The organism is Streptomyces sp. NPDC058000, assembly GCF_042886435.1.
GTDB lineage: Bacteria > Actinomycetota > Actinomycetes > Streptomycetales > Streptomycetaceae > Streptomyces.
The window spans coordinates 19,167-39,662 of sequence record NZ_JBHVQS010000013.1 but is presented as its reverse complement, the minus strand read 5'-3'; the positions used below and the strand labels follow the sequence as shown (position 1 = coordinate 39,662).

Sequence of the window (20,496 nt, the reverse complement as noted above, 5' to 3'; positions counted from 1 at the left end):
ACTCCTGTGTGGGCGAAGGATGGTGACTAGTTGTCAGATGCGGTGGTGGGCGTCGGGGTGTCCAGGGCGTGGAGGGCCGCGTCGGCGCGCAGGGCGGTCAGGGCCGCGCGCAGGGAGCGGTCCTGTTGTGCGGCGTAGCCGGTGAACGGGTCGAGCACCGGGCGGCCGAGGGCTTCGGAGAGGCGGTGGGCGTCGAAGGGGGTGCCGTCGCGGTGGGGGTCGCGGGTGCCGTCGCCGGTGAGGTTGGAGTGGAAGATGCCGGCGGCGGAGCGGGGCAGGAAGTCCTCGTAGACGAGGGGGTCGGCGGTGAGCCAGCCGTCGGCGAGCAGGGCGGCGAGGTCGGCGGGTGGGCGGTGGCCGTCGCGGGGGCGGTCGGCCACCGGGCGGTAGGTGAAGAACGCCAGCCGTTCGGCGGCGAGTTGGGCCTCGGTGCGGGGGAAGCCGCGCTCCCACAGGGTGCGGGCGGCGGCTTGTCGGTCGGCGTCGGGGCGGCCGGCGGTGCGGCGTTCGGTCTCGGCCGTGAGGGTGTCGTAGCGGGCCCGGCCGGTGCGGGTCAGGGCGATGCCGCGGGCCTCGACCTCGCCGAAGCGGACCCGCAGGGCGCCGCGGGTGACCCGGCCGTCGGGGTCGCGGAAGGTGCGGGGTTCGGCGAGCGCGCGGAAGGAGGTCTGGCGTAGCAGGACGTCGGGGCCGGCCCAGCGCGGAGGTCCCTGGATGCGGTCGATCATGGTGATGCCGCGCTCCCCCATCCGCCGGTAGAGGGCGTCGATGTCCAGGACGCGCGGGGTGAGGTGGTTGACGTGGGTGGTGGTGACCCCGCCGATGTCGGCGGCGACCGCGGAGATCCGTTCCAGTTCGGCGTACCAGGCGCGGTCGACGGGTTCGGTGGAGAGGGTGAACGCGTCGACGGCGAGGGTGAGGAGGCGTTCCGCGGCGGGCTCGTCCAGGCCGTGTTCGCGTTCCGCCCGCTCGGCGAGGTGGAGGAGGTCGGGCGGGAAGAGGCGGCGGCCGGCGAGGAAGGCGTCCAGGCGGGATTCCAGGTCGGGGTCGAAGAAGCGGCGGTCGCCGGTGGTGAGGAGGGAGGTGAAGACCCGGAAGGGGTTGCGGTCGAGTTCGACGGTGTCCAGGGGGCGGAACGCGGTGGAGACGACGGGGACCGCGCCGATGTCGCCGTCCCGGAGGTCGTAGAAGCCGACCGGGTGCATCCCGAGCGCGGCGAAGACCTGGGCGGCCTGGCGGAGTTCGGTGGGGGTGCCGACGCGGATGGCGCCGTGGCGTTCGGCGGTGACCCGGTCGATGCTGCCGAGCCGGCCGGCGTGCGGATCGCGGCCGGCGACCTCGTCGTTGATCTGCCCGGTGACCTCCAGGAGGGTGGTGTAGGCGGGGACTTCGGTGCCGTACATGGCGGAGAGCCGGCGGGCGAACGCGGCGCGCAGGCGCCAGGTGGGGATCAGGGCCATGGGGTCTCCTCTCCCGGATCGGTGGGGTCAGATGATGTGGGCCTCAGGGCGGGTGGCGTGGTGGCCGTCGAAGCGGGTGGCGGCGAGCGGGCCGACGTCGAGGAAGGGTTCGCGGCGCAGGTACAGGTCGCGGACGAGTTCGCCGACGGCGGGCGCCTGGAGGAAGCCGTGGCCGGAGAAGCCGGTGGCGTAGAGGAAGCGGCCGGGGTGCGGGGCCTCGCCGATGAGGGCGTTGCGGTCGGGGGTCATCTCGTAGAGGCCGGCCCAGCCGCCGGTGATCGGTGCGTCGGCGAGTTCCGGGGCCCGGCGGGCCGCGGCGGCGCGGAACGGGGTCAGCCACTCGCGGCTGAACTCCCGCTCGTAGCCGGGTTGTTGGGCTGGGTCGGAGAGGCCGAGGAGCAGGCCGTCGGCGCCGTCGTTGTGGAAGTAGAGGGTGGAGGCGTAGTCGAGGGTGAAGGGGATGCGGGGCGGTCGGGGGCGCAGCGGTCCGGTGAAGGCGATCTGGCGGCGTAGCGGGGTGACCGGCAGGGTGACGCCGGCGAGTGCGCCGACCTCGGCGGACCAGGCGCCGGCGCAGCAGATCACGGTGGGGGTGTGGACGGTGCCGTGCGGGGTGCGGACCGTCTGGATGTGGCCGTCGGCGGTGTCGATGGCGGTGACCGGGCAGCGGGTGCGGACGGTGGCGCCGAGCCGGCGGGCCGCGCGGAGGTAGCCGGTGACGGCGGCCCTGGGCGTGGCGTAGCCGTCGGTGGGTGAGAAGGCGGCGGCGATGAGGGTGCCGGGGTCGATGTAGGGGCAGAGGTCCCGGGCGGCGCGCGGGGTGATGATGCGGCTGGGTACGCCGTGCGCGTTCTGGATCTCGACGCCCGCGGTGAAGGTGTCCCGTTCGGCTTCGCTGCCGAGGAGGAAGAGGTAGCCGACGGTGTCCAGTCCGACGTCGGCGCCGGGGCGGCGGGCGAAGTCCCGCCAGGCGTCCAGGCTGCGCAGGCCGAGCCGGATGTTGAGCGGGTCGGAGAACTGTGCGCGGACCCCGCCCAGTGGTTTGCCGGACGAGCCGGCGGCGGGCAGGTCGCGTTCGAGCAGCAGTACCCGGCCGGCGTCCGCCTCGGCCAGATGGAAGGCGATGCTCGCGCCGATCACCCCGCCGCCGATGATCACGACGTCGGCGGCGGTGGGGAGCGGGGCGGGCTGCGGGTCGGGGGGTGAGGGAGCCGAAGCCGTGGGGTGGGCCATCCGGGGCGCCTTCCCGTCGTCGCGTCATCGGGTCGTCGGGATGTCGGGGTGTCGGGTCGTCAGTCGTCGCGTGGGTCGTCCGGCCGCCGGCAGAGGGCTGCGGGGCCGGTGCCCTTCGATGGTGCCGGGCGGGTGGTCGCCCGTCCATGCAGAGTCGTTGGAGGTGATCTATGAGCAGGTGTGGAGGTCCGGAGGGTTTGGCGGGACGCGGGTGGTGCCGGTGGCCGGTGGGTAGGGTCCCGCCGTGGAATTGCCGGGGGTGCAGCTCAGGACGCTGCTGGAGCTGACCCGGAGCCGCACCATGACCGCGGCGGCCGCGGCGCTGGGCTACACGCCGGGCGCGGTCTCCCAGCACATCGCAGCGCTGGAGCGGACCACCGGCACCGAACTGGTCCGGCGGGCCGGGCGCCGGGTGGAGCTGACGGACGCCGGGCGGATCCTGGCGGCGCACGCCGAGCGGATCCTGGGCGCCCAGGCCGAGGCGGTAGCGGCCCTGGAGCGGGCCCGCGGGGAGGTGAGCGGGCGGCTGCGGCTGGGGGTGTTCGGGACCGCCGCGGCGGTGTTGTTGCCGCCGGCCCTGCGCCGGTTGGCGGCCCGGCATCCCGGGGTGCGGGTGGTGAGCCGCGAGGTGGACGTGGACCAGGCGTACGCGGAGGTGCTGGCCGGGCGGGTGGATCTGGCGCTGGGCCTGGACTATCCGGACGCGCCGCTGGACCGGGACGGGGCGGTGGAGCTTGTGCGGCTGCGCTCGGAGCGGTTCGCGTTGGCGGTGCCGGCCGGGCGGGCACCCGGCGGGGTGGCGCGGGCGCCGCTGTCGCTGGCGGAGGCCGCGGCGTACGAGTGGATCCTGCCGGCGGCCGGCTCGTATTACGGGCGGGCGATCCGGACCGCCTGTCGGCGGGCCGGCTGCGAGCCGCGGGTGGTCCACGAGGTGACGGACACCGCGACGTCGCTGGCGATGGTGGGGGCGGGGCTGGGGGTGGCGCCGCTGACCGGGCTGATGCTGCGGCTGCGGTCGGAGGGGATCGTGGCGGTGCCGTTGCGGGAGACCGTCGAGCGGCACGTCGTGGTCGCGGTGGGGAGGACGGCCCGGGCCCGGCCCTCGGTGGCGGCGCTGATCGCGGCGCTGCGGGCGGGGGCGGAAGTGGGCGCGGAGTTGGGGCCGGAGCCGGCGGTAGGGCCGTGACCGGTGGTGGAGCCGTGACCAGTGGCGGGGCCGGAGCCGGCGGTAGGGCCGTGACCGGCGGTGGAGCCGTGACCGGCGGTGGCAGGACGCCCGGTCCGGTGTCGGGTGCGCGGAACGTCACACTCAGGAGTCAGACCGGCCCGGCGGCGGGGCGTCGCTCGCAGGCGTGACGGACTCCCCCACATGGCCGAGTCCGGCCGCGGTCAGCCCGCGGTGGCCTCGTCGGCGGGCGGCGGCCAGGTCGGGCGGCTGCCGGCGGGGACCGCGGCCAGGGCATGGCCGACCGTCGGGTAGCAGGAGAAGACCCCCAGGGACTGCGTCCCGACCAGGAGCTTGAGCATCCGGACGCCCAGGGACGCCAGCAGCAGCCGGCCTTCCAGGCGGCGGCAGAGCCATTCCAGGGCGAGCAGGCAGCTCAGGCCCCGGGAGTCGCAGAACCGCAGGGCGGTCAGATCGAGTACGAGGAAGCGGTGACCGGCCGAGACGATGGCCCGCGCCTCGGCAAGGAACGCCTGCTCGGTGCGGAGGTCGAGCTCTCCGCTGACCCGCAGCACCGCGCACTCGTCCTCCTGGACGAGTGCGGTGACCGCCAACGACCGCATCTCCGAGCTCATGCCGTCCAGCCTAAGCGCCGTCGGACCCCGCACCACCGGGGTGTCACCGGCGTACACCGGTGAGCCCGGGCGGCCGCCGCGGGCGCGCGCACGGCCCGGAACGGACTCGGCCCGGGGCCGGGGCACCGGAGAACAGCGCCCGGAAGCGGTCAGAAGCGGGCAGGTTTGGTGCCGTTGCGGGCCACTGCGGGCACATGAACTGTTGCTATAAACCTGGCTGCGGGCAGAAACGGGCACTGCCGTGACCGAACGGAAAGCGATCCGCGGGGAACGCGACCGAACGGAAGTCGGCGGAGGGAACGCGGCGGGCACATCCCGCCGGGGCAGGAGAGAGCTATGAGGGCCGAGGAACGCCAGAGTCGCCTCCTGCTGCTCGCCCGGCAGTCCGGACGCGTCGAGGTCGCCGAGGCGGCCACCGAATTCGGAGTGGCCCGCGAGACCGTGCGGCGCGATCTGCGGGAGCTGGAGCGCCGAGGGCTGGTCCGGCGGACGCACGGGGCGGCGTACCCGGTCGAGAGCGCGGGGTACGAGACCACGCTGGCGCGGCGGGAGACCCAGCAGGTGCCGGAGAAGCGGCGGATCGCGGCGGCCGCGGCGCAGCTGGTCGGCGAGGCGGAGACGGTCTTCGTCGACGAGGGGTACACGCCCGAGCTGGTCGCGATGCTGCTGCCGACGGACCGGCCGCTGACCGTGCTGACCGCGTCGCTGCGGACCGCCTCGCTGGTCGCGGCGTCCGACTCGACGACCGTGCTGCTGGCCGGTGGGCGGGTGCGGGCCGGGACCCAGGCGACGGTGGGGCCGTGGTGCCGGGACATGCTCGCCGGTTTCGTGGTCGACCTGGCGTTCGTGGGCGCCAACGGGATCTCCCGGGAGCACGGGCTGACCACGCCCGATCCGGCGGTCGCCGATGTGAAGGCGCAGGCGGTGCGGTCGTCGCGGCGGCGGGTGCTGGTCGGGGTGCACAGCAAGTTCGGGGCCAGCAGTTTCTGCCGGTTCGCCGGGATCGGTGACCTCGACGTGATCGTCACCGACACCGGACTGTCCGCGCCGGAGGCGCACCGTTACTCCCTCCTGGGGCCGCAGGTGCTCCGGGTCTGACCGCCCTCCCCCCGTCCGTCGCCGCCGGTCCGGCCGATGGCGTACCTGACATGCCCATGCCCGAATCCCCGGGCCGAGTCACCTTGGAAAGGCAGGAGCCGTGCGCGCACGATCCCCCGGAGCTGTCGGCGGCGCGGGCCGCCGCGTGCGATGGCTGGCCGCCCTCGCGGCCGCCCTCTCACTGACCACCGCCGGCTGCTACCGCGGCGCCGGCGACACCGGCAACGACGGCCCGCACACCCTCAACGTGCTGATGGTGAACAACCCGCAGATGGTGGATCTCCAGCGGCTCACCGCCGAACACTTCACCAAGGAGACCGGCATCCGGGTCAACTTCACCGTGCTGCCGGAGGACGATCTCCGCGACAAGATGAGCCAGGACTTCTCCAGCCAGGCCGGGCAGTACGACGTGGCCAGTCTGAGCAACTACGAGACGCCGCTCTACGCCCGCAACGGCTGGCTCACCCCGCTGGGCCAACTGGCCGGTAAGGACCGGGAGTTCGACCAGAAGGACCTGCTCGCGCCGGTACGTTCCTCGCTCACCGCGGCCGACGGCGAGGTCTACGCGGAGCCGTTCTACGGCGAGTCGTCGTTCCTGATGTACCGCAAGGACCTGCTGAAGGCGGCCGGACTGACCATGCCCGCCCGCCCCACCTGGACCCAAGTGGCCGCCATGGCAGCCAAGTTGGACGGTTCGCGGCAGGGACTGAAGGGCATCTGCCTGCGCGGGCAGCCCGGCTGGGGGCAGCTGACGGCGCCACTGACGACGGTGGTCAACACCTTCGGCGGGACGTGGTTCGACAAGGACTGGCGGGCTCGGCTGGACACCCCGGAGTTCGCCCGGGCGACCCGCTTCTACGTCGGGCTGGTCCGCGCGCACGGGGAGCCCGGCGCGCCACAGGCCGGGTACACCGAGTGCCTCAACGACATGCAGCAGGGCAAGGTCGCCATGTGGTACGACGCGACCGCGGGGGCCGGGTCGTTGGAGAGCGCGGACTCACCGGTCGCCGGCCGGATCGGGTACGCCCCGGCACCGGTCGAGCGGACCGGCAGCGCGGGCTGGCTCTACACCTGGGCCTGGGGCATCCAGAAGGCCAGTACCCACCAGAAGGCGGCCTGGGAGTTCGTCCGCTGGGCGTCCGGAAAGTCGTACGAGCGGCTGGTGGGCCGCGAACTGGGCTGGTCGCGGGTGCCGGCCGGGAAGCGGGCCTCGACCTACCGCGATCCGGACTACCTCAAGGAGGCCGGAACGTTCGCGGCGGCGACCGAGCGGGCGATCACCTCGGCCCGGCCGGACGATCCGGGGGTGCAGCCGCGGCCGGCGCCCGGGATCCAGTTCGTGGACATACCGGAGTTCTCGGACCTGGGGACGAAGGTGTCGCAGGAGATCAGTTCGGCGATCGCCGGCAAGCAGAGCGTCGACGAGGCGCTGCGGGCGGGCCAGCGGCTGGCGCGGGAGGTGTCCGATGCGTACACCGGTCGCTGAGCGGGCGAAGGCGTGGGCCCGGCGGGCCCCGCTGCTGCCCGCACTGGTCTTCCTGATCGCCGTCACCCAACTCCCGTTCGTGGCAACGGTGGCGATCTCCTTCATGCGCTGGAACGCACTGGCCCCCGACCGCCGCGGATTCGCCGCCTTCGACAACTACCGGGCGGTGGTCACCGATCCGGCGCTGCGGTCCTCGGTGGGGACGACGGTGCTGCTGACGGTGACGGTGGTGCTGGTCAGCCTGGGACTGGGGTTGGGCCTGGCACTGCTGCTGGACCGCGGCTTCCGCGGCCGGGGCGTCGTCCGCACCCTGCTGATCACCCCGTTCCTGGTGGTGCCGGTGGCCGCCGCGCTGCTGTGGAAGCACGCGCTGTACAACGCCTCGTACGGGCTGTTCAACGGCGTGCTGACCTGGCTCTGGCACCTGTTCGGCGCCGGCGACCCGCCGCAGCCGGACTGGATGACCAACTCCCCGCTTCTCGCAGTGGAGTTGTCGCTCATCTGGCAGTGGACACCGTTCATGATGCTGATCCTGCTGGCGGGGTTGCAGAGCCGGCCGGCGGACGCGGTGGAGGCGGCCCGGATGGACGGGGCCTCGCCCTTCGACGTCTTCCGCTACCTCACCCTGCCGCATCTGCGGCGCTACCTCGAACTGGCGGCGCTGCTGGGGACGGTGTACATCGTGCAGAACTTCGACGCGGTGTTCACCCTCACCTCGGGCGGGCTGGGCACCGCCAACCTGCCGTACACCATCTACCAGACCTTCTACCAGGCCCACGACTACGGCCGGGCGTCCGCGCAGGGCGTCGTGGTGGTGCTGTGCTCGCTGCTGGTGGCGAACTTCGCCCTGCGTACCGTGTCGTCCCTGCTGCGCGAGGAGATCACCCGATGACGCGAGGAGACCTCAGGAGCGGACGGCGGGTCCGTGGAGCGGCGCTGGGCCTGGTGGCCTGGCTGTGCGGGATCGCCTTCTTCCTACCGGTGGCGTGGATGGTGCTGACCTCCTTCCACCGCGAGCCGGACGCCGCGACCAATCCGCCGAGCCTGTTCGCACCGCTCACCCTGCACGGGTACCGGGAGTTCTTCGGCCTCGGTGGCGCGGGGGTGAGTCCCTGGCCGCCGTTGCTCAACTCCCTCACCGCGTCGATCGCTTCGACGCTGCTGGTGCTGGTGCTGGCGGTGCCGGCGGCGTACGCGCTGTCCATCCGGCCGGTGCGCAAGTGGCGCGATGTGCTGTTCTTCTTCCTCTCCACGAAGATGCTGCCGCTGGTGGCCGGGCTGCTGCCGGTCTACCTGGTCGCCCAGAACACCCGGATGCTGGACAGCATCTGGCTGCTGGTCGTCCTCTACACCTCGATGAACCTGCCGATCGCGGTGTGGATGATGCGGTCGTTCCTGGCCGAGGTGCCGGTGGAGATCCTGGAGGCCGCCTCGATCGACGGGGCCGGGCTGCCCACCACGCTGGTGCGGATCGTGGCGCCGGTCGCGCTGCCGGGCATCGCCGCGACCGCGTTGATCTCCTTCCTCTTCAGCTGGAACGAGTTGCTGTTCGCGCGGGTGCTGACCGGCATCGTGGCCGGGACCTCGCCGGTGTTCCTGACCGGGCTGGTCACCAGCCAGGGGCTGTTCCTGGCGAAGGTGTGCGCGGCGGCCACCGTGGTGTCGCTGCCGGTGCTGGTCGCCGGGTTCGCCGCCCAGGACAAGCTGGTGCAGGGCCTGTCGCTGGGCGCGGTGAAGTGACGGCTGAGCCGGACTGAGCGGCCCGGGCGGCCGGGGTGGGGCGTCCTGAGCGGTCAGCGGACGCCCTCGCCGGGCCCACCGGTGAGGGCGTCCGCCAGCCGGTCCAGGAATTCCCGCTGGGCCGCGACCAGCCGTGCACGCGCCTGCTCCGGGGGCCACCACGCCACCCGGTCGATCTCCGGGAAGCTCCGGAGCACCCCGGAGCTGCGCGGCCACTCCATTTCGAACGTGCCGGGCTCGATGCCCTCCGGGTCGAGGTCGGCCGCGACGGCCCAGACCGTCACCACCTTCCCGCCGGACTGTCGGACGTCCCCCAGGGGCACGTACCGCCCGTCCGGCGGCGGCACGCCCAACTCCTCGGCGAACTCCCGGCGGGCCGCGGCCAGCGGCTCCTCCGGCGGTACGTACTCCCCCTTGGGCACCGACCAGGCGCCGGCGTCCCGGCGGGCCCACAACGGGCCGCCCATGTGCGCCAGCAGCACCTCGGTGCCGCCGTCCGGGCCGCTGCGGTGCAGCAACAGTCCGGCACTGCGTCTCCCGGCCATCCGCTCCACTGCTCCCTTCCCACTCGCAGGTCCCGCCGCGTCACCGGTCCCTCCGCGTCACCTCGTCATACGTGGGCGGCTCGCCATACATGCACGGCTTGCCATACATACGCGGCTCGTCATGCGTGGGCGCCTCGTCATGCGTGCGCGGCGAGCACGGTGTCGATGGTGTCGGCCTCCGCGGCGGTCTTGTCCTCCCGGTAGCGCACCACGCGGGCGAACCGCAGGGTGACGCCGGCCGGATAGCGGGGCGAGGTCTGGAGTCCGTCGTAGGCGATCTCCACGACGAGTTCCGGTCGGACCGTCACCACCTGGCCGTCGTCCGCCACCGCCAACTCCCGCAGCCGTGCGGTCTGCCAGTCGAGGGTGGCGTCGGTGAGCCCCTTGAAGGTCTTGCCCAGCATGACGAATCCGCCGTCCGCGGCCCGCGCCCCCAGGTGCAGGTTGGAGAGCTTGCCGGTGCGGCGGCCGTGGCCCCACTCCGCCGCCAGGACCACCAGGTCCAGGGTGTGCACCGGCTTCACCTTCAGCCAGGCGGCGCCCCGGCGGCCGGCGCTGTAGGGCGCGTCGAGGGCCTTGACCACGACGCCCTCGTGGCCGCGGTGCAGGGTGCGGTCGAAGAAGTCCGCGGCGGCGGCACGGGCGCCGGGGTCGTCCGGGTCCGCCACGACGCAGCGTCGTACCCGCGCCGACTCCGGTACGAACGAGGCGAGTTCGGCGTGCCGGTGGTCGCCGGGGAGGTCCAGCAGGGCGCGCTCACCGAGCGCGAGCAGGTCGAAGAAGACCGGGGTCAACGGGAGGGCGGCGTGGGCCGCGGCGACGTCCGTCCGGGAGCCGAACCGGCCGGCGACCCGCTGGAACGGCACCGGGCGGCCGTCCGCGTCCAGGGCGATCACCTCGCCGTCGAGGATGAAGCGCGTGGCGGGCAGGGTCCGGACGAGGGCGGTGACCTCGGGCAGCCGGTCGGTGACCTCGTCCAGGGTGCGGGTGTGGATCCGCACGTCCGGGCCGTCCCGGTGCACCTGCACCCGGATGCCGTCGAGCTTCTCCTCCACGGCGCAGCGGCCGAGCCGGCCGATCGCCTCGTCGACGGAGGCGGCGGTCTGCGCGAGCATCGGTCCGACGGGCCGGCCGACGGTGAGCCGGAAGCCTGCCAGCGCCGTCGGGCCGGTGGAGAGCAGCGCCCGGGCGACCTCGGGGAGCGACCCGGCGAGCATCACGGCGCGCCGGACCGCGTCCGGCGGCGCGCCGGTGGCGGCGGCCAGTCCTTCGACGGCGAGCGCGTCCAGGGCGCCCTGGCGGACCTCGCCGGTCAGCAGCCCGTACAGGAAACGCTGCTCCTGGCCGGTGGCGGCGGCGAACAGTTCCCGGACCAGCCGCCGCCGCTCGGCCTGGGCGCCGGGTCCGGCGACCCGGGCCAGGGCGGTCAGTGCGGCGTGCACGTCGCGGACGGTGAGGGTGGGCCGGTCGGCGGGCGGCGGTGGGTCGCGCAGGGCGCTCCAGCCGACGCCGATCCGGCCCTGGGGCAGCCGCCCTGCCAGGTACGGGATGACCACCGGGGCGTCCTCCGGGTCGGCGGCCCGGAACAGCTCGGCCAGCAGCGCGGTCTTGCGTGACCGGGCCGAGGTGGCGGCGACCTCCGCCGACACCTGCGCGAGAGCGGCGAGCAGCATACGGTCATCCTGCCCCCGCGGCGGCGTCGCCGCTCCCGCACCACACCCCGCATCGAACGCGCGGTCGATTGCCGGGGTGCCCGTCTCGCCCCGCCGCCTACCGGCCGCTCTCGTGGACGATCTCGCCGCCGACCACGACCGTCTCCGCCACCGTGCCGGGGATGTCCTCGGGTGCGGCCCGCAGGATGTCCCGGGACAGCACCACGAAGTCGGCGAGCTTGCCGACGGTCAGCGAACCCCGTTCCTCCTCAAGGAAGTTGGCGTACGCGGAGCCCATGGTGTAGGCGTGCACGGCGGTTTCCACGCTCACCGTCTCCTCGGGCTGCCAGGGCGCGCCGCCGGCCAGTGGCCGCCGGGTGAGGGCGCTGTAGATGCCGATCATGGGGTCCATCTCGGCGACGTTCCAGTCGCTGGAGAAGGCCAGCACGGCGCCGGCGGAGTGCAGGCTGCGCATCGGCCACGCCTTGTGCCAGCGCTCCGGGCCGACGTTCTCGGCCCAGTCCTGGCCGGGTCCGGCGATCTCCGGGGCGCAGTGCCGGGGCTGCATGCAGGCGACCACGCCCAGCTCGGCGAAGCGCGGGGTGTCCGCGGGGTCGAGGCACGCGGTACGGACCACGACCGGGCACTGGTCGTGGTCCGCTCGGCGGCCCGCCGACTGATCGCCCGGCCGGAGTGACCGGACCGGGCCGCCCGGTCCGGCCGGAGGTTCGCCTCTTCAACTGTCGCCGGTTCTCGTGCAGTACAGCCTGCCGGTGACCGTGTGAGGTCGACGGCGGCGTATCGACTCCAGGCTCCTGGTTCCTCCGGCCTCGGACGCGAGGCGGACCAAGACCGCGCACCGTCGTGACCGGTTCATCGCGACCCCGAGGCCCACACGACGGCAAACGCCTGGGACGAACGCCTCACACACGTGCCTTACATGTGCGCGTTACATGCGTGCCTTAGACGAACGCCATGGACCCATGCCTCATTGGGCCTGCTCGTGTCGGGTGAACGCGGCGATCAGGTCGTGGGCCGTGTTGTTGTCGGAGTCGGCCCCGTGGGCCTCGGCACCTTCGAAAGCGGCAGCCTCGGCGCTGCGGGGGAACATGGCCTGCTCGTATGCGGTGAGCGCGGCCTCGACATCATCGGGGTGTGCGGCGAGGGCCTTGCCGAGTTCGGCGCCGTCGAGCATGGCCAGGTTGGCGCCTTCGCCGTTCGGGGCCGCGAGGTGGGCGGCGTCGCCGAGCAGGGTCACCCCTGGCACCCGGTCCCACCGGTGCCCGGCCGGCAGCGCGTAGAGGGGGCGCAGGACCGGCGCGATGTCGCCGTCGGTGATCAGCGCGGTGAGCTCCGGCGCCCAGCCGTCGAACTCCGCCGCGATCCGCGCGGTGGCCACGGCGGCATCGGTGAAATCGATGGCGGCGAACCAGTCCTGCGGCTCGGACAGCCCCACGTAGGCGTGCAGGGTGTCACCGCTTTCCCGGTGGGCGAAGATCTCTCTGCGCGGCGTGGGCGCGATCATCGACCCGCCGCCGACCGCTTTCGCGGCGGCGGGGTGCCGGGTGTCGGCGTCGAACAGGTAGGTCTCGACGACCGACTTGCCGATGTACTCGGGCGTGGCGGTGGAGAGCAGCGGCCGGACCCTGGACCACGCGCCGTCCGCGCCGACCAACAGGCTCGTGGCGACGGTGCCGCCGCCGGCGAACGTCACCTCGTAGCGGCCCTCGCCGAGGGCACGGGTACCGCTGACCTTGTGCCCCCACCGGACGGTGCCGGCCGGGAGCGAGTCGAGCAGGATCTCTCGCAGTTCGCCGCGCTGCACCTCGGGGCGGCCCCCCGTGCCGTCGTCGGCCTTGTCGAACAGGACCGTCCCGTCCGGGTCGAGGATCCGCATCGCCTGGCGGCCCTCCAGGATGAGGCCACGGAACTCTTCCATCAAGTCGGCTGCCTCAAGGGCGAGTTGCCCGTTGTAGTCGTGGATGTCGAGCATCCCGCCCTGCGAACGCACCGTCGGGGAGGACTCCGCCTCGTAGACCGTGGCGGGTATTCCGTGGACGTGCAGGACACGGGCGAGGGTGAGTCCGCCGAGTCCGGCGCCGATGATCGTGACGTCAGTGGTCATGGTGGTTCCTTCCTGATCGCGGGCGGCTGGGCGGACGTCCGGCAGATCACTCCTGGAGCGCCGTTCCAGCCCGTCGCGACGGTGCGACGACGCGACGACGGTGGCCGGTGCCGTTGAGGCCGACGCCGACCAACCCCAAGGTCCCGGCAGCCATCGACAACTCACCGACACGTCACCGACAGGTCACCGCCCACCACCGACAACCAGCCGACACCAGCCCCACCCCCCGACCCCGGTTGGAACCGGATACCGTGAGGGAGTGACCGCGCCCCGCGCACCGGAGCCCTTCGACGTCGGTGGGAGCACCTCCCGTCCGGTCGCCGTCACGCACGTCTGGTACGCCGCGTACGGCTCCAACACGCACCCGGAAAGGCTCGGCCATTACCTCTCCGGAGGCCGCCCGCCGGGCGGGCGACGGGATTTCCCGGGGTGCCGCGATCCCCGCCGCCCCCGGCACAGCCTGCCGCTCCTGCTGCACGGACGGCTGTACTTCGCCACCGAGTCCGCGGTGTGGACCGGCGGCCGAGCCTTCTACGACCCCGACGTCGAAGGCGAACTCCCCTGCCACGCCTATCTTCTGACACTGTCTCAGTTCTCCGATATCGCGGCGCAGGAGATGTACCGGGACCCGGGCGAGGACCTCGACCTGACGCAGGTCCTCACCCGCGGGCGCGACCGACTGGGCCCCGGCCGCTACGAGACACTGGTCTGCGCCGGATGGCTCGACGACCACCCGGTGCTGACCTTCACCGCCCCCTGGCGCAGCACGGAGGTCCCCCCGAACCCGCCCTCCGCCGCCTACCTGCACCACATCGCCGCGGGCCTCAGCACCGCGCACGGCTGGACCGCACACCGGACCGCGACCTATCTCGCCTCGTGCCCAGGAGCACACCCTCGGTGGTCGGTCCCCGAGATCGTGGACCTCTTGGCCCCGGACCGGCCCGGGGCCGGCCCGACGGGACCGCCCTGACTTGCGCAATGGCCACAGATGGGGTTATTCCGGATTTAGGTGTGGACGTAGCTTCCGTCTCCCCTGGGTAGGGGGTGCACACTGTGCTGTTCACTGACCGCGCGGACGCCGGACGGCGACTGGCCGAGGCGTTGCGCCACTTGGAGAAGGACGAACCCGTTGTGCTGGGCCTGCCCCGCGGCGGGGTGCCGGTGGCCTATCAGGTGGCCCAGGCACTCGACGCCCCCCTCGACGTGATCGTGGTCCGCAAGCTCGGCGTCCCGTACCAGCGGGAGCTGGGTTTCGGTGCGATCGGCGAGGGCGGCGTGCGGGTCCTCAGCGAGGACATCATCCGCCGGGGCCGGGTCGGTCCGGCGGACGTCGACGCGGTGCAGCGCACCGAGGAGGCGGAACTGGCCCGGCAGGCCGAGCGGTTCCGGGCCGGCCGACAGCGGCTGCCGCTCGACGGCCGGACCGCGATCGTGATCGACGACGGCATCGCCACCGGGGCGACCGCGGCGGCCGCCTGCCAGGTGGTCCGCGCCCAGGGTGCCGCCCGGGTCGTCCTGGCCGCACCGGTGGCCCCACCGGACGCCGCCGAGCGCCTGCGCACCGCTGCCGACGAGTTCGTCTGCCTGTCCACGCCCTACGCGTTCTCCGCGGTGGGCGAGTGGTACGAGGACTTCTCCCAGACGTCGGACGACGAGGTGGTCTCGCTCCTGGCCCAGGCGGCGACCGGTACCGCTGCCGGCGCCGGAGCGGCCGCCGGCACCCGTAAGCGGGCGGCGCACGGCGCGGGCGACACGGAGGAGGTGCGGATCGAGGCCGGACCGGTCCGGCTGACCGGTGATCTCACCCGGCCCGTTGCGGGCTGCCCGATCGTGATGTTCGCCCACGGCTCCGGCAGCAGCCGGCACAGCCCGCGGAACCGCGCGGTGGCCGCGACCCTGAACCGCGCGGGCCTGGGCACCCTGCTCTTCGACCTGCTCACCCCGGCCGAGGAGTCCGACCGGGCCAAGGTCTTCGACATCGACACCCTGGCCCGGCGGCTGGCCGACGCCACCCGCTGGCTGCGCGCCCGCGAGTCCGTCCCGCTCGGCTACTTCGGTGCCAGCACCGGGGCCGCGGCCGCCCTACGAGCCGCCGCCTACCCCGACGCGGGCATCGGCGCCGTGGTCTCCCGCGGCGGCCGGCCCGACCTCGCGGGCCACTCGCTGCTCTCCGCCGTCCAGGCCCCGACGCTCCTGATCGTCGGCGGCGCCGACACCCTGGTCCTGGACCTCAACCGCCAGGCCCAATCCGCGCTGACCTGCGAGAACAAGCTCGAAATCGTCCCCGGCGCGACCCATCTCTTCGAGGAGCGGGGAGCCCTGGACACGGTGTCCGCGCTCGCCCGCGACTGGTTCACCCGCCACTTCCGCCTGCTTCCGGCGTAGCCGTGGCCCACAGGTAGCGGGCGCCCACGACAGTGGCCAACGGAAAGCCCGTTGGCCACTGTCGTATGCCGTGCTGGGCTGAGACGGGCGGCTAGTACCGCAGCGTTCCCGCGATCCCGCCCACCTCGGCGAGCACACCGTCCGGTACGAACCGGACCTCCGCGCCGGTGTCCAGGGACCGCTCCACGATCGAGTCCACGATGTCGTCGATGGCGTCCCGCTCACCGGGCTCGGCCGGCACCAGATGGCCGCCGGTCTCCCGTACGGTCTCCCGGTAGTTCTCCTCCACGGCCAGCAGGGCGACCCGGCCGATCTCGGCGCTCTGCCGGATCTCGTCCAATCCGGCCGCGAAGGTCCGCCGCCCGCGCGCCCGGTCCAGTTCAGCCAGCACGTCGGCGATTTCGGCCTCCGCACGCTTTTCCGCGTACGGGCGGACGGCCTGCCAGAGGGGCTCGGGCGGTCCGGCGGCCAGCCCGGCCTGCGGTACCTGCGTCACGGTGACCTTGGTGCCGATGCCGCCCCGCATGACCGTCCCCGCCTCGTCGAAGAGGGAGAGCGCCACCGCCTCGCCGACCACGTACAGGGGCCGGGGATCGGCCCTGAGGACCGCGGCGAGCTCGGTGTCCGCCTCCCGCAGGAACCTGCGGGTGTGTTCGTCGCGGAAGGTGCTGGGCACGTCGCCCACCTGCAACTGGTCCTCGGGGTCGGGATCGACCAGGCTGCGGGTCAGTGGGAGGCCGCCGCGCCGCACCTCGGTCAGGCGGTCCACCGCACCGCTCCACAGGCTGACGTGGTCGGCGGAGAGGGCCAACACCCAGAAGGGGTGCTCGGCGGCGTGCGCGGCGACGAGGTTGCGGGTCAGGAAGGTGTCCGAGAGCACCACCCGGGCCGGAACCGTGCAGCCCAACGACCAGATCTGGTACTCCCCCGGCGCGGCGAAGAGGGCCAGGCCCTCCTCCGCGTGCGTCAGGTCGACCTCAGACGCCGCCTTGTCCAACTGCTCGATGACGTCGATCCGTCGCTCCCTGGAGACGTCCGGATCGGCCTGGAGCCGCTCCTTCGCCTCGGCGAGCATGTTCCGCAGCAGGACCGGGTCCTGTGCGTTGTCCGGCTCACGGCGATGCGTGGGCATCAGCACCGACACGGCCGGATAGGGCCGCTGCCGGCGAAGCTTGGCGAGGTCAGCAGAGCTGAGCGCAGCATGCATCGGAACCCTTCTTTCGACGAGCGGATTCACGGAGCTTTCGGTGAGCGGATCGGCTGGCACGACCTCACGGAGCACGTCGGGAACGGACTCCCGGCTGCCGGTACTCCGTCCGCCCCCGGCGCCCTACCACACTATGAACGATATGCCCGTTTCTCCGGTGGGGCAGCAGGTGCCCGGGCAGCGCGCTCCGGCCCGTACGGCAGCGGGACTTCGGCCCGGTCAACGGCGCCCCGGCCCCGGAAGCGACCTTGCGCCATCCGTGGTGTCATCGAAGGGAAGACGCCGTGCGCACCGCGCAGACGCCAGGCGACGGGCACGGCCGACGCTCCGCACGAGCCCGCGGAGAACGCCGGGAAGGTCGCGGCGGAGCACACCGGACGGGCCGGCGGGGAGGACGCGCCGGAGACCGCCACGCGGACCATCGAGAAGCACACCATCAAGAAGCACGCCATCGAGAAGCACGCTGTGACAGCGGGAGGAATCATGGCCGGCAAGCTGCGAGCCCGGGACATCATGACCGGCGGAGTGCAATGCGTCGGCGCGCACCAGTCGTTGCAGGACGCGGCGAAGATGATGCGCGACCTGAAGGTCGGCGCACTGCCGATCTGCGGTGACAACAACAAGCTGACGGGGATGATCACCGACCGTGACATCGTCGTCAAGTGTTGTGCCGAGGGCATCGACCCGTCGACGGTGCAGGCCGGTTCCCTGCAGAGCAAGATCCACTGGATCGACGCCGAAGCGGACGCCACTGAGGTCCTGCGCACCATGGAGCAGCACCAGATCAAGCGCCTCCCGGTGATCGACGTCAAGGGCGGACACCAACTGGTGGGCATGATCACCGAGGCCAACCTGGCCAAGAACCTCACCGACGCCCAGGTCGCCGAATTCGCCACCCGCGTCTACGCGACCGCCTGACGCCCCCGCACGGCGGCCGAGCGCGCCCCCCTTCCCGCGCCCGGCCGCTGGCGGACCCTCTCGACGCCCGCCACCAGGTCCTACAGATCCGCCTCCTCACCGAGGTAGAGCCCGGCGAACGACTTGGCCGCGGCCTCCGAGCCGAGCAGCCGCCGCAGCCGGGCCGAGGCCGTCCCGGCCCGGAACCGGTCGCCGGACGAGGCGCCGTGCAGCAGCTCCGAGAGCCACTGCGAGAACTCCAGGTACTGCCAGGCCCGCCGCAGCGCCGCCGCCGAGTACCCGGCCAGTCCGCGGTCGTCGCCCTTGTAGTGGGCGATCAGCGCCTCGCCGAGCAGCAGCGCGTCATTGACCGCGAGGTTCATGCCCTTCGCCGCGATCGGCGCGAGCAGGTGCGCCGCGTCACCGGCCAGGTACAGCCGGCCGTACGCCATCGGCTCCACCACGTAGTTGTGCATCGCCAGTACGGTCTTCTCGCTCAACGGCCCTTCGTGCAGCGGCCGGGCGCCGTCCGCGGCGAGCCGGAGGTGCAGCTCGGCCCACACCCGGTCGTCGGGCCAGTCCGCCGCGTCGTCCTCGGCCGGTACCTCCAGGTAGTACCGCGTGACCTGGGCGCTGCGCGCCATGTGCGCGCCGAATCCGCGCGGGTGGATGCCGAAGACCACACCGTCCGCGGACGGCGGCGCCTCGGCCAGCACCGCGAGCCAGGCGACCCCGTGGTCGTAGCGGGTGAGCCGCACCCGCCCGTCCGGTATCGCGGCCCGGCTCACCCCGCGTGCCCCGTCGGCGCCGACGATGTGGTCACAGGCGATCCGGTGCCGTTCGCCGGTCCGCGGATCGCGGTACGAGACCGCGGTCTGCGGCCCCTCGACGTCGTGCAGTTGCACGTCCCGCACCTCGAAGTGCACCGCGCCGCCCGCGCGGTCCGCGTACGAGGCGAGGAGGTCACCGACCAACAGGGGCTGTGGATAGACGAAATGCCGCCGCCCCGACAGTCGGGCGGTCCGCACGGTGTGCCGGGCCCCCTCGCAGCGGAACTCGAACTCCCCCTGGGTCTGGGCCCGTTCCAGCAGCCGGTCGGCGAGGCCGTGCCGGGCGAGCGCCCGCACCGCCCACTCCTCGACGAACCCGGCCCGCGGCCGCCGCTCGATGAACTCCCGGCTCTCCGCCTCCAGTACGACGCAGTCGACACCGGCGGCCCGCAGCACATTGGCCACGGTGAGCCCCGCGGGTCCGGCCCCGATGATGACGACGGCGGTACGGGAGGGGGGCGGGGTGGCGGGAGAGGGGGAGGGTGAGGACACGGCGGGCGGTTCCCTTCGGGCCGAGCGGAAGATCGCTCGCAGTATGGCGGTCGGCCGACACCATGCGCCCGGCACCCCGGTTCCCGGCACTGCCCGACCCCCGCGCAATCCCGCACCGCTGCCGCCATATCCGTACGTAACTCCCCGCCCCACCGCACCCGGGAGCCCCCCGGGACGGCCGCGGGCCCCTGTGACGCGTATGTGACGCGTATCCACAGGGGCCCGGGGCCGGCGCGCGTGCGCCGCGGCGGCTCAGGAGGCGTCGTCGCGGTCCTTGAGGGAGTCCTTCATGCCCTGGACGTTCTCCTTGGCGTTGCGCATGGCGCCCTTGGCCTTGCCCTTGGCCTGGTCGGTGCGGCCCTCGGCGGCCATCCGCTCGTTGCCGGTGGCCTTGCCGGCCATCTCCTTGGCCTTGCCCTTCATCTTGTCCGTCGAGCCCTTGTCGGCCATGGCGAACTCCTTCTTTCGGTGGGGAGGATGCGAAGCCTCGGCGGGGTGTGAGGCTCCGCCACCACGCTGCCGCAGCCCACCGCGGGCCGCATCCGGAGCCCGGCCCCGCCGCCGCTCAGTGCGCGGTCCAGCCCCCGTCCAACGCCAGCGACGCCCCGGTCATGAAGGACGCCTGCGGGGTGCACAGGAACGCCACCGCCTCGGCGACCTCCTCGGGCTCGATCAGCCGTTTGAGCGCCGAATCGGCCAACAGGACCTCGGTCAGCACCCGCTCCTGCGGGATGCCGTGCGCCGCGGCCTGATCGGCGATCTGCCGCTCCACCAGGGGCGTGCGGACGTAGCCGGGATTGACGCAGTTGCTGGTCACCCCGTGCGCGGCACCCTCCAGCGCGGCCGTCTTCGACAGCCCCTCCAGACCGTGCCTGGCGGCGACGTACGCGGACTTGAACGGCGAGGCGCGCAGCCCGTGCACGGACGAGATGTTCACGACGCGGCCCCAACCCTGCCCGTACATGTGCGGCAGCGCCCCGCGCAGCAGCCGGAAGGGCGCCTCCAGCATGACGGTCAGCACCTCGTGGAACACCTCGGGCGGAAAGTCCTCGATGGGCCGGACGAGTTGGATGCCGGCGTTGTTGACCAGCACGTCACTGCCGGCCGCGGCCCGCTCCGCGGCGTCCAGGTCGGTGAGGTCCAGCGGGTGCGGCTCGATCGCACCGGGGGTGCCGGCGGGCAGCCCGGCCGCCAGCCCGGTGAGCCCGGCGGCGTCCCGGTCCACCGCCCGCACGGTGGCCCCGGCGGCCGCCAGCCGGCGGGCACAGGCCCGTCCGATACCGCTGGCGGCGCCGGTGACCAGGGCGGTCCGGCCGCGCAGATCGAGGGAAACCGGGCCCGGGGCGACCGGCACGGGAGAGGCGCCGGGGCCGTCCGGCCCACCGGGATTGCGGATCGCGGTCATCTGCGCATGATCGCAGCGAAGTCCGCACCACGACAGGGGCCAGCCGGTCGCCGACCGGGGTCCTGTGGTCACCCGAACGGCCGCCCCGGATCGCCCCACCGCAACGGGCCTCCTAGCGTCGAACGACGCGGGACGCCGCCC

The 20,496-nt window shown here is 73.2% G+C and carries 19 protein-coding genes; 8 read left to right on the top strand and 11 right to left on the bottom strand.

The window, feature by feature from the left end; genetic code table 11:
• Positions 1–26: 26 nt before the first annotated feature.
• Entirely contained in the window at positions 27–1,460 is a 1,434-nt protein-coding gene (locus tag ACFVT2_RS16180; protein WP_390017617.1) for a 2-oxoadipate dioxygenase/decarboxylase family protein, read from the bottom strand.
• A gap of 27 nt (positions 1,461–1,487) precedes the next feature.
• Entirely contained in the window at positions 1,488–2,693 is a 1,206-nt protein-coding gene (locus ACFVT2_RS16175; protein ID WP_390017615.1) for an NAD(P)/FAD-dependent oxidoreductase, read from the bottom strand.
• 244 nt (positions 2,694–2,937) lie between these two features.
• Between ACFVT2_RS16175 and ACFVT2_RS16170 the strand changes: the two genes are divergently transcribed.
• The gene (locus tag ACFVT2_RS16170) at positions 2,938–3,879 is read left to right on the top strand and encodes a LysR family transcriptional regulator (protein ID WP_390017613.1); all 942 of its coding nucleotides are present in this window, start codon (positions 2,938–2,940) and stop codon (positions 3,877–3,879) included.
• Positions 3,880–4,082: 203 nt separating this feature from the next.
• On the opposite strand, the gene ACFVT2_RS16165 is transcribed toward ACFVT2_RS16170, so the two are convergent.
• Complete coding sequence (locus ACFVT2_RS16165; RefSeq protein WP_390017611.1) at positions 4,083–4,493, bottom strand: STAS domain-containing protein; 411 nt, start codon at positions 4,491–4,493, stop codon at positions 4,083–4,085.
• 336 nt (positions 4,494–4,829) lie between these two features.
• Here ACFVT2_RS16165 and ACFVT2_RS16160 point away from each other — a divergent pair, with 336 nt between their 5' ends.
• From ACFVT2_RS16160 to ACFVT2_RS16145, 4 genes are all read left to right on the top strand, one after another.
• Complete coding sequence (locus ACFVT2_RS16160) at positions 4,830–5,591, top strand: DeoR/GlpR family DNA-binding transcription regulator (protein WP_390017608.1); 762 nt, start codon at positions 4,830–4,832, stop codon at positions 5,589–5,591.
• A gap of 100 nt (positions 5,592–5,691) precedes the next feature.
• Positions 5,692–7,077, top strand: coding sequence for an ABC transporter substrate-binding protein (locus tag ACFVT2_RS16155; RefSeq protein ID WP_390017605.1), 1,386 nt, complete (start codon positions 5,692–5,694; stop codon positions 7,075–7,077).
• A complete protein-coding gene (locus ACFVT2_RS16150; RefSeq protein WP_390017602.1) occupies positions 7,058–7,969 on the top strand; it encodes a carbohydrate ABC transporter permease in 912 nt (303 codons plus the stop codon). Before ACFVT2_RS16155 ends, ACFVT2_RS16150 begins: the two co-directional genes overlap by 20 nt.
• Complete coding sequence (locus ACFVT2_RS16145; RefSeq protein WP_390017599.1) at positions 7,966–8,817, top strand: carbohydrate ABC transporter permease; 852 nt, start codon at positions 7,966–7,968, stop codon at positions 8,815–8,817. The genes ACFVT2_RS16150 and ACFVT2_RS16145 overlap by 4 nt, the downstream gene beginning before the upstream one ends.
• A 53-nt stretch (positions 8,818–8,870) precedes the next feature.
• On the opposite strand, the gene ACFVT2_RS16140 is transcribed toward ACFVT2_RS16145, so the two are convergent.
• The 4 genes from ACFVT2_RS16140 to ACFVT2_RS16125 form a co-directional block, all read right to left on the bottom strand.
• Positions 8,871–9,362: an NUDIX domain-containing protein gene (locus ACFVT2_RS16140; RefSeq protein WP_390017596.1), complete on the bottom strand. Its 492-nt coding sequence runs from the start codon at positions 9,360–9,362 to the stop codon at positions 8,871–8,873.
• A gap of 137 nt (positions 9,363–9,499) precedes the next feature.
• Positions 9,500–11,035, bottom strand: coding sequence for an ATP-dependent DNA ligase (locus ACFVT2_RS16135; protein ID WP_390017593.1), 1,536 nt, complete (start codon positions 11,033–11,035; stop codon positions 9,500–9,502).
• 97 nt (positions 11,036–11,132) lie between these two features.
• Positions 11,133–11,651, bottom strand: a complete 519-nt coding sequence (locus tag ACFVT2_RS16130) for an amidohydrolase family protein (protein ID WP_390017590.1) — start codon at positions 11,649–11,651, stop codon at positions 11,133–11,135.
• Positions 11,652–12,002: 351 nt separating this feature from the next.
• Complete coding sequence (locus ACFVT2_RS16125) at positions 12,003–13,139, bottom strand: FAD-dependent oxidoreductase (RefSeq protein ID WP_390017587.1); 1,137 nt, start codon at positions 13,137–13,139, stop codon at positions 12,003–12,005.
• Between the two features lie 259 nt (positions 13,140–13,398).
• Here ACFVT2_RS16125 and ACFVT2_RS16120 point away from each other — a divergent pair, with 259 nt between their 5' ends.
• Positions 13,399–14,109, top strand: coding sequence for a histone deacetylase (locus ACFVT2_RS16120; RefSeq protein ID WP_390017584.1), 711 nt, complete (start codon positions 13,399–13,401; stop codon positions 14,107–14,109).
• Positions 14,110–14,192: 83 nt separating this feature from the next.
• Positions 14,193–15,524 carry a phosphoribosyltransferase family protein gene (locus tag ACFVT2_RS16115; RefSeq protein ID WP_390017581.1) on the top strand — a complete coding sequence of 444 codons (1,332 nt, stop codon included), beginning with the start codon at positions 14,193–14,195 and terminating at the stop codon, positions 15,522–15,524.
• A gap of 91 nt (positions 15,525–15,615) precedes the next feature.
• Here ACFVT2_RS16115 and ACFVT2_RS16110 read toward each other — a convergent pair whose 3' ends face one another.
• Positions 15,616–16,731 (bottom strand): chemotaxis protein, encoded by a 1,116-nt coding sequence (locus ACFVT2_RS16110; protein WP_390017578.1) that lies wholly within the window; start codon positions 16,729–16,731, stop codon positions 15,616–15,618.
• Between the two features lie 483 nt (positions 16,732–17,214).
• On the opposite strand from ACFVT2_RS16110, the gene ACFVT2_RS16105 reads away from it, so the two are divergent.
• Positions 17,215–17,649 carry a CBS domain-containing protein gene (locus tag ACFVT2_RS16105; RefSeq protein ID WP_390017575.1) on the top strand — a complete coding sequence of 145 codons (435 nt, stop codon included), beginning with the start codon at positions 17,215–17,217 and terminating at the stop codon, positions 17,647–17,649.
• 80 nt (positions 17,650–17,729) lie between these two features.
• On the opposite strand, the gene ACFVT2_RS16100 is transcribed toward ACFVT2_RS16105, so the two are convergent.
• The 3 genes from ACFVT2_RS16100 to ACFVT2_RS16090 all read right to left on the bottom strand — a co-directional run bounded on the left by ACFVT2_RS16100 (position 17,730) and on the right by ACFVT2_RS16090 (position 20,355).
• Positions 17,730–18,950: a 4-hydroxybenzoate 3-monooxygenase gene (locus ACFVT2_RS16100; RefSeq protein WP_390017572.1), complete on the bottom strand. Its 1,221-nt coding sequence runs from the start codon at positions 18,948–18,950 to the stop codon at positions 17,730–17,732.
• 252 nt (positions 18,951–19,202) lie between these two features.
• Positions 19,203–19,400 (bottom strand): CsbD family protein, encoded by a 198-nt coding sequence (locus ACFVT2_RS16095; protein WP_390017569.1) that lies wholly within the window; start codon positions 19,398–19,400, stop codon positions 19,203–19,205.
• Between the two features lie 115 nt (positions 19,401–19,515).
• Positions 19,516–20,355, bottom strand: a complete 840-nt coding sequence (locus ACFVT2_RS16090) for a 3-hydroxybutyrate dehydrogenase (RefSeq protein WP_390017566.1) — start codon at positions 20,353–20,355, stop codon at positions 19,516–19,518.
• Positions 20,356–20,496: the final 141 nt, after the last annotated feature.

What these genes read in the sequence shown, in the direction of transcription:
- ACFVT2_RS16095 (WP_390017569.1), bottom strand. Translation starts at nt 19,400, where the DNA reads ATGGCCGACAAGGGCTCGACGGACAAGATGAAGGGCAAGGCCAAGGAG.
- ACFVT2_RS16090 (WP_390017566.1), bottom strand. Translation starts at nt 20,355, where the DNA reads ATGACCGCGATCCGCAATCCCGGTGGGCCGGACGGCCCCGGCGCCTCT.
- ACFVT2_RS16145 (WP_390017599.1), top strand. Translation starts at nt 7,966, where the DNA reads ATGACGCGAGGAGACCTCAGGAGCGGACGGCGGGTCCGTGGAGCGGCG.
- ACFVT2_RS16140 (WP_390017596.1), bottom strand. Translation starts at nt 9,362, where the DNA reads ATGGCCGGGAGACGCAGTGCCGGACTGTTGCTGCACCGCAGCGGCCCG.
- ACFVT2_RS16135 (WP_390017593.1), bottom strand. Translation starts at nt 11,035, where the DNA reads ATGCTGCTCGCCGCTCTCGCGCAGGTGTCGGCGGAGGTCGCCGCCACC.
- ACFVT2_RS16105 (WP_390017575.1), top strand. Translation starts at nt 17,215, where the DNA reads ATGGCCGGCAAGCTGCGAGCCCGGGACATCATGACCGGCGGAGTGCAA.
- ACFVT2_RS16150 (WP_390017602.1), top strand. Translation starts at nt 7,058, where the DNA reads ATGCGTACACCGGTCGCTGAGCGGGCGAAGGCGTGGGCCCGGCGGGCC.
- ACFVT2_RS16110 (WP_390017578.1), bottom strand. Translation starts at nt 16,731, where the DNA reads ATGCATGCTGCGCTCAGCTCTGCTGACCTCGCCAAGCTTCGCCGGCAG.
- ACFVT2_RS16180 (WP_390017617.1), bottom strand. Translation starts at nt 1,460, where the DNA reads ATGGCCCTGATCCCCACCTGGCGCCTGCGCGCCGCGTTCGCCCGCCGG.
- ACFVT2_RS16175 (WP_390017615.1), bottom strand. Translation starts at nt 2,693, where the DNA reads ATGGCCCACCCCACGGCTTCGGCTCCCTCACCCCCCGACCCGCAGCCC.
- ACFVT2_RS16125 (WP_390017587.1), bottom strand. Translation starts at nt 13,139, where the DNA reads ATGACCACTGACGTCACGATCATCGGCGCCGGACTCGGCGGACTCACC.
- ACFVT2_RS16160 (WP_390017608.1), top strand. Translation starts at nt 4,830, where the DNA reads ATGAGGGCCGAGGAACGCCAGAGTCGCCTCCTGCTGCTCGCCCGGCAG.
- ACFVT2_RS16165 (WP_390017611.1), bottom strand. Translation starts at nt 4,493, where the DNA reads ATGAGCTCGGAGATGCGGTCGTTGGCGGTCACCGCACTCGTCCAGGAG.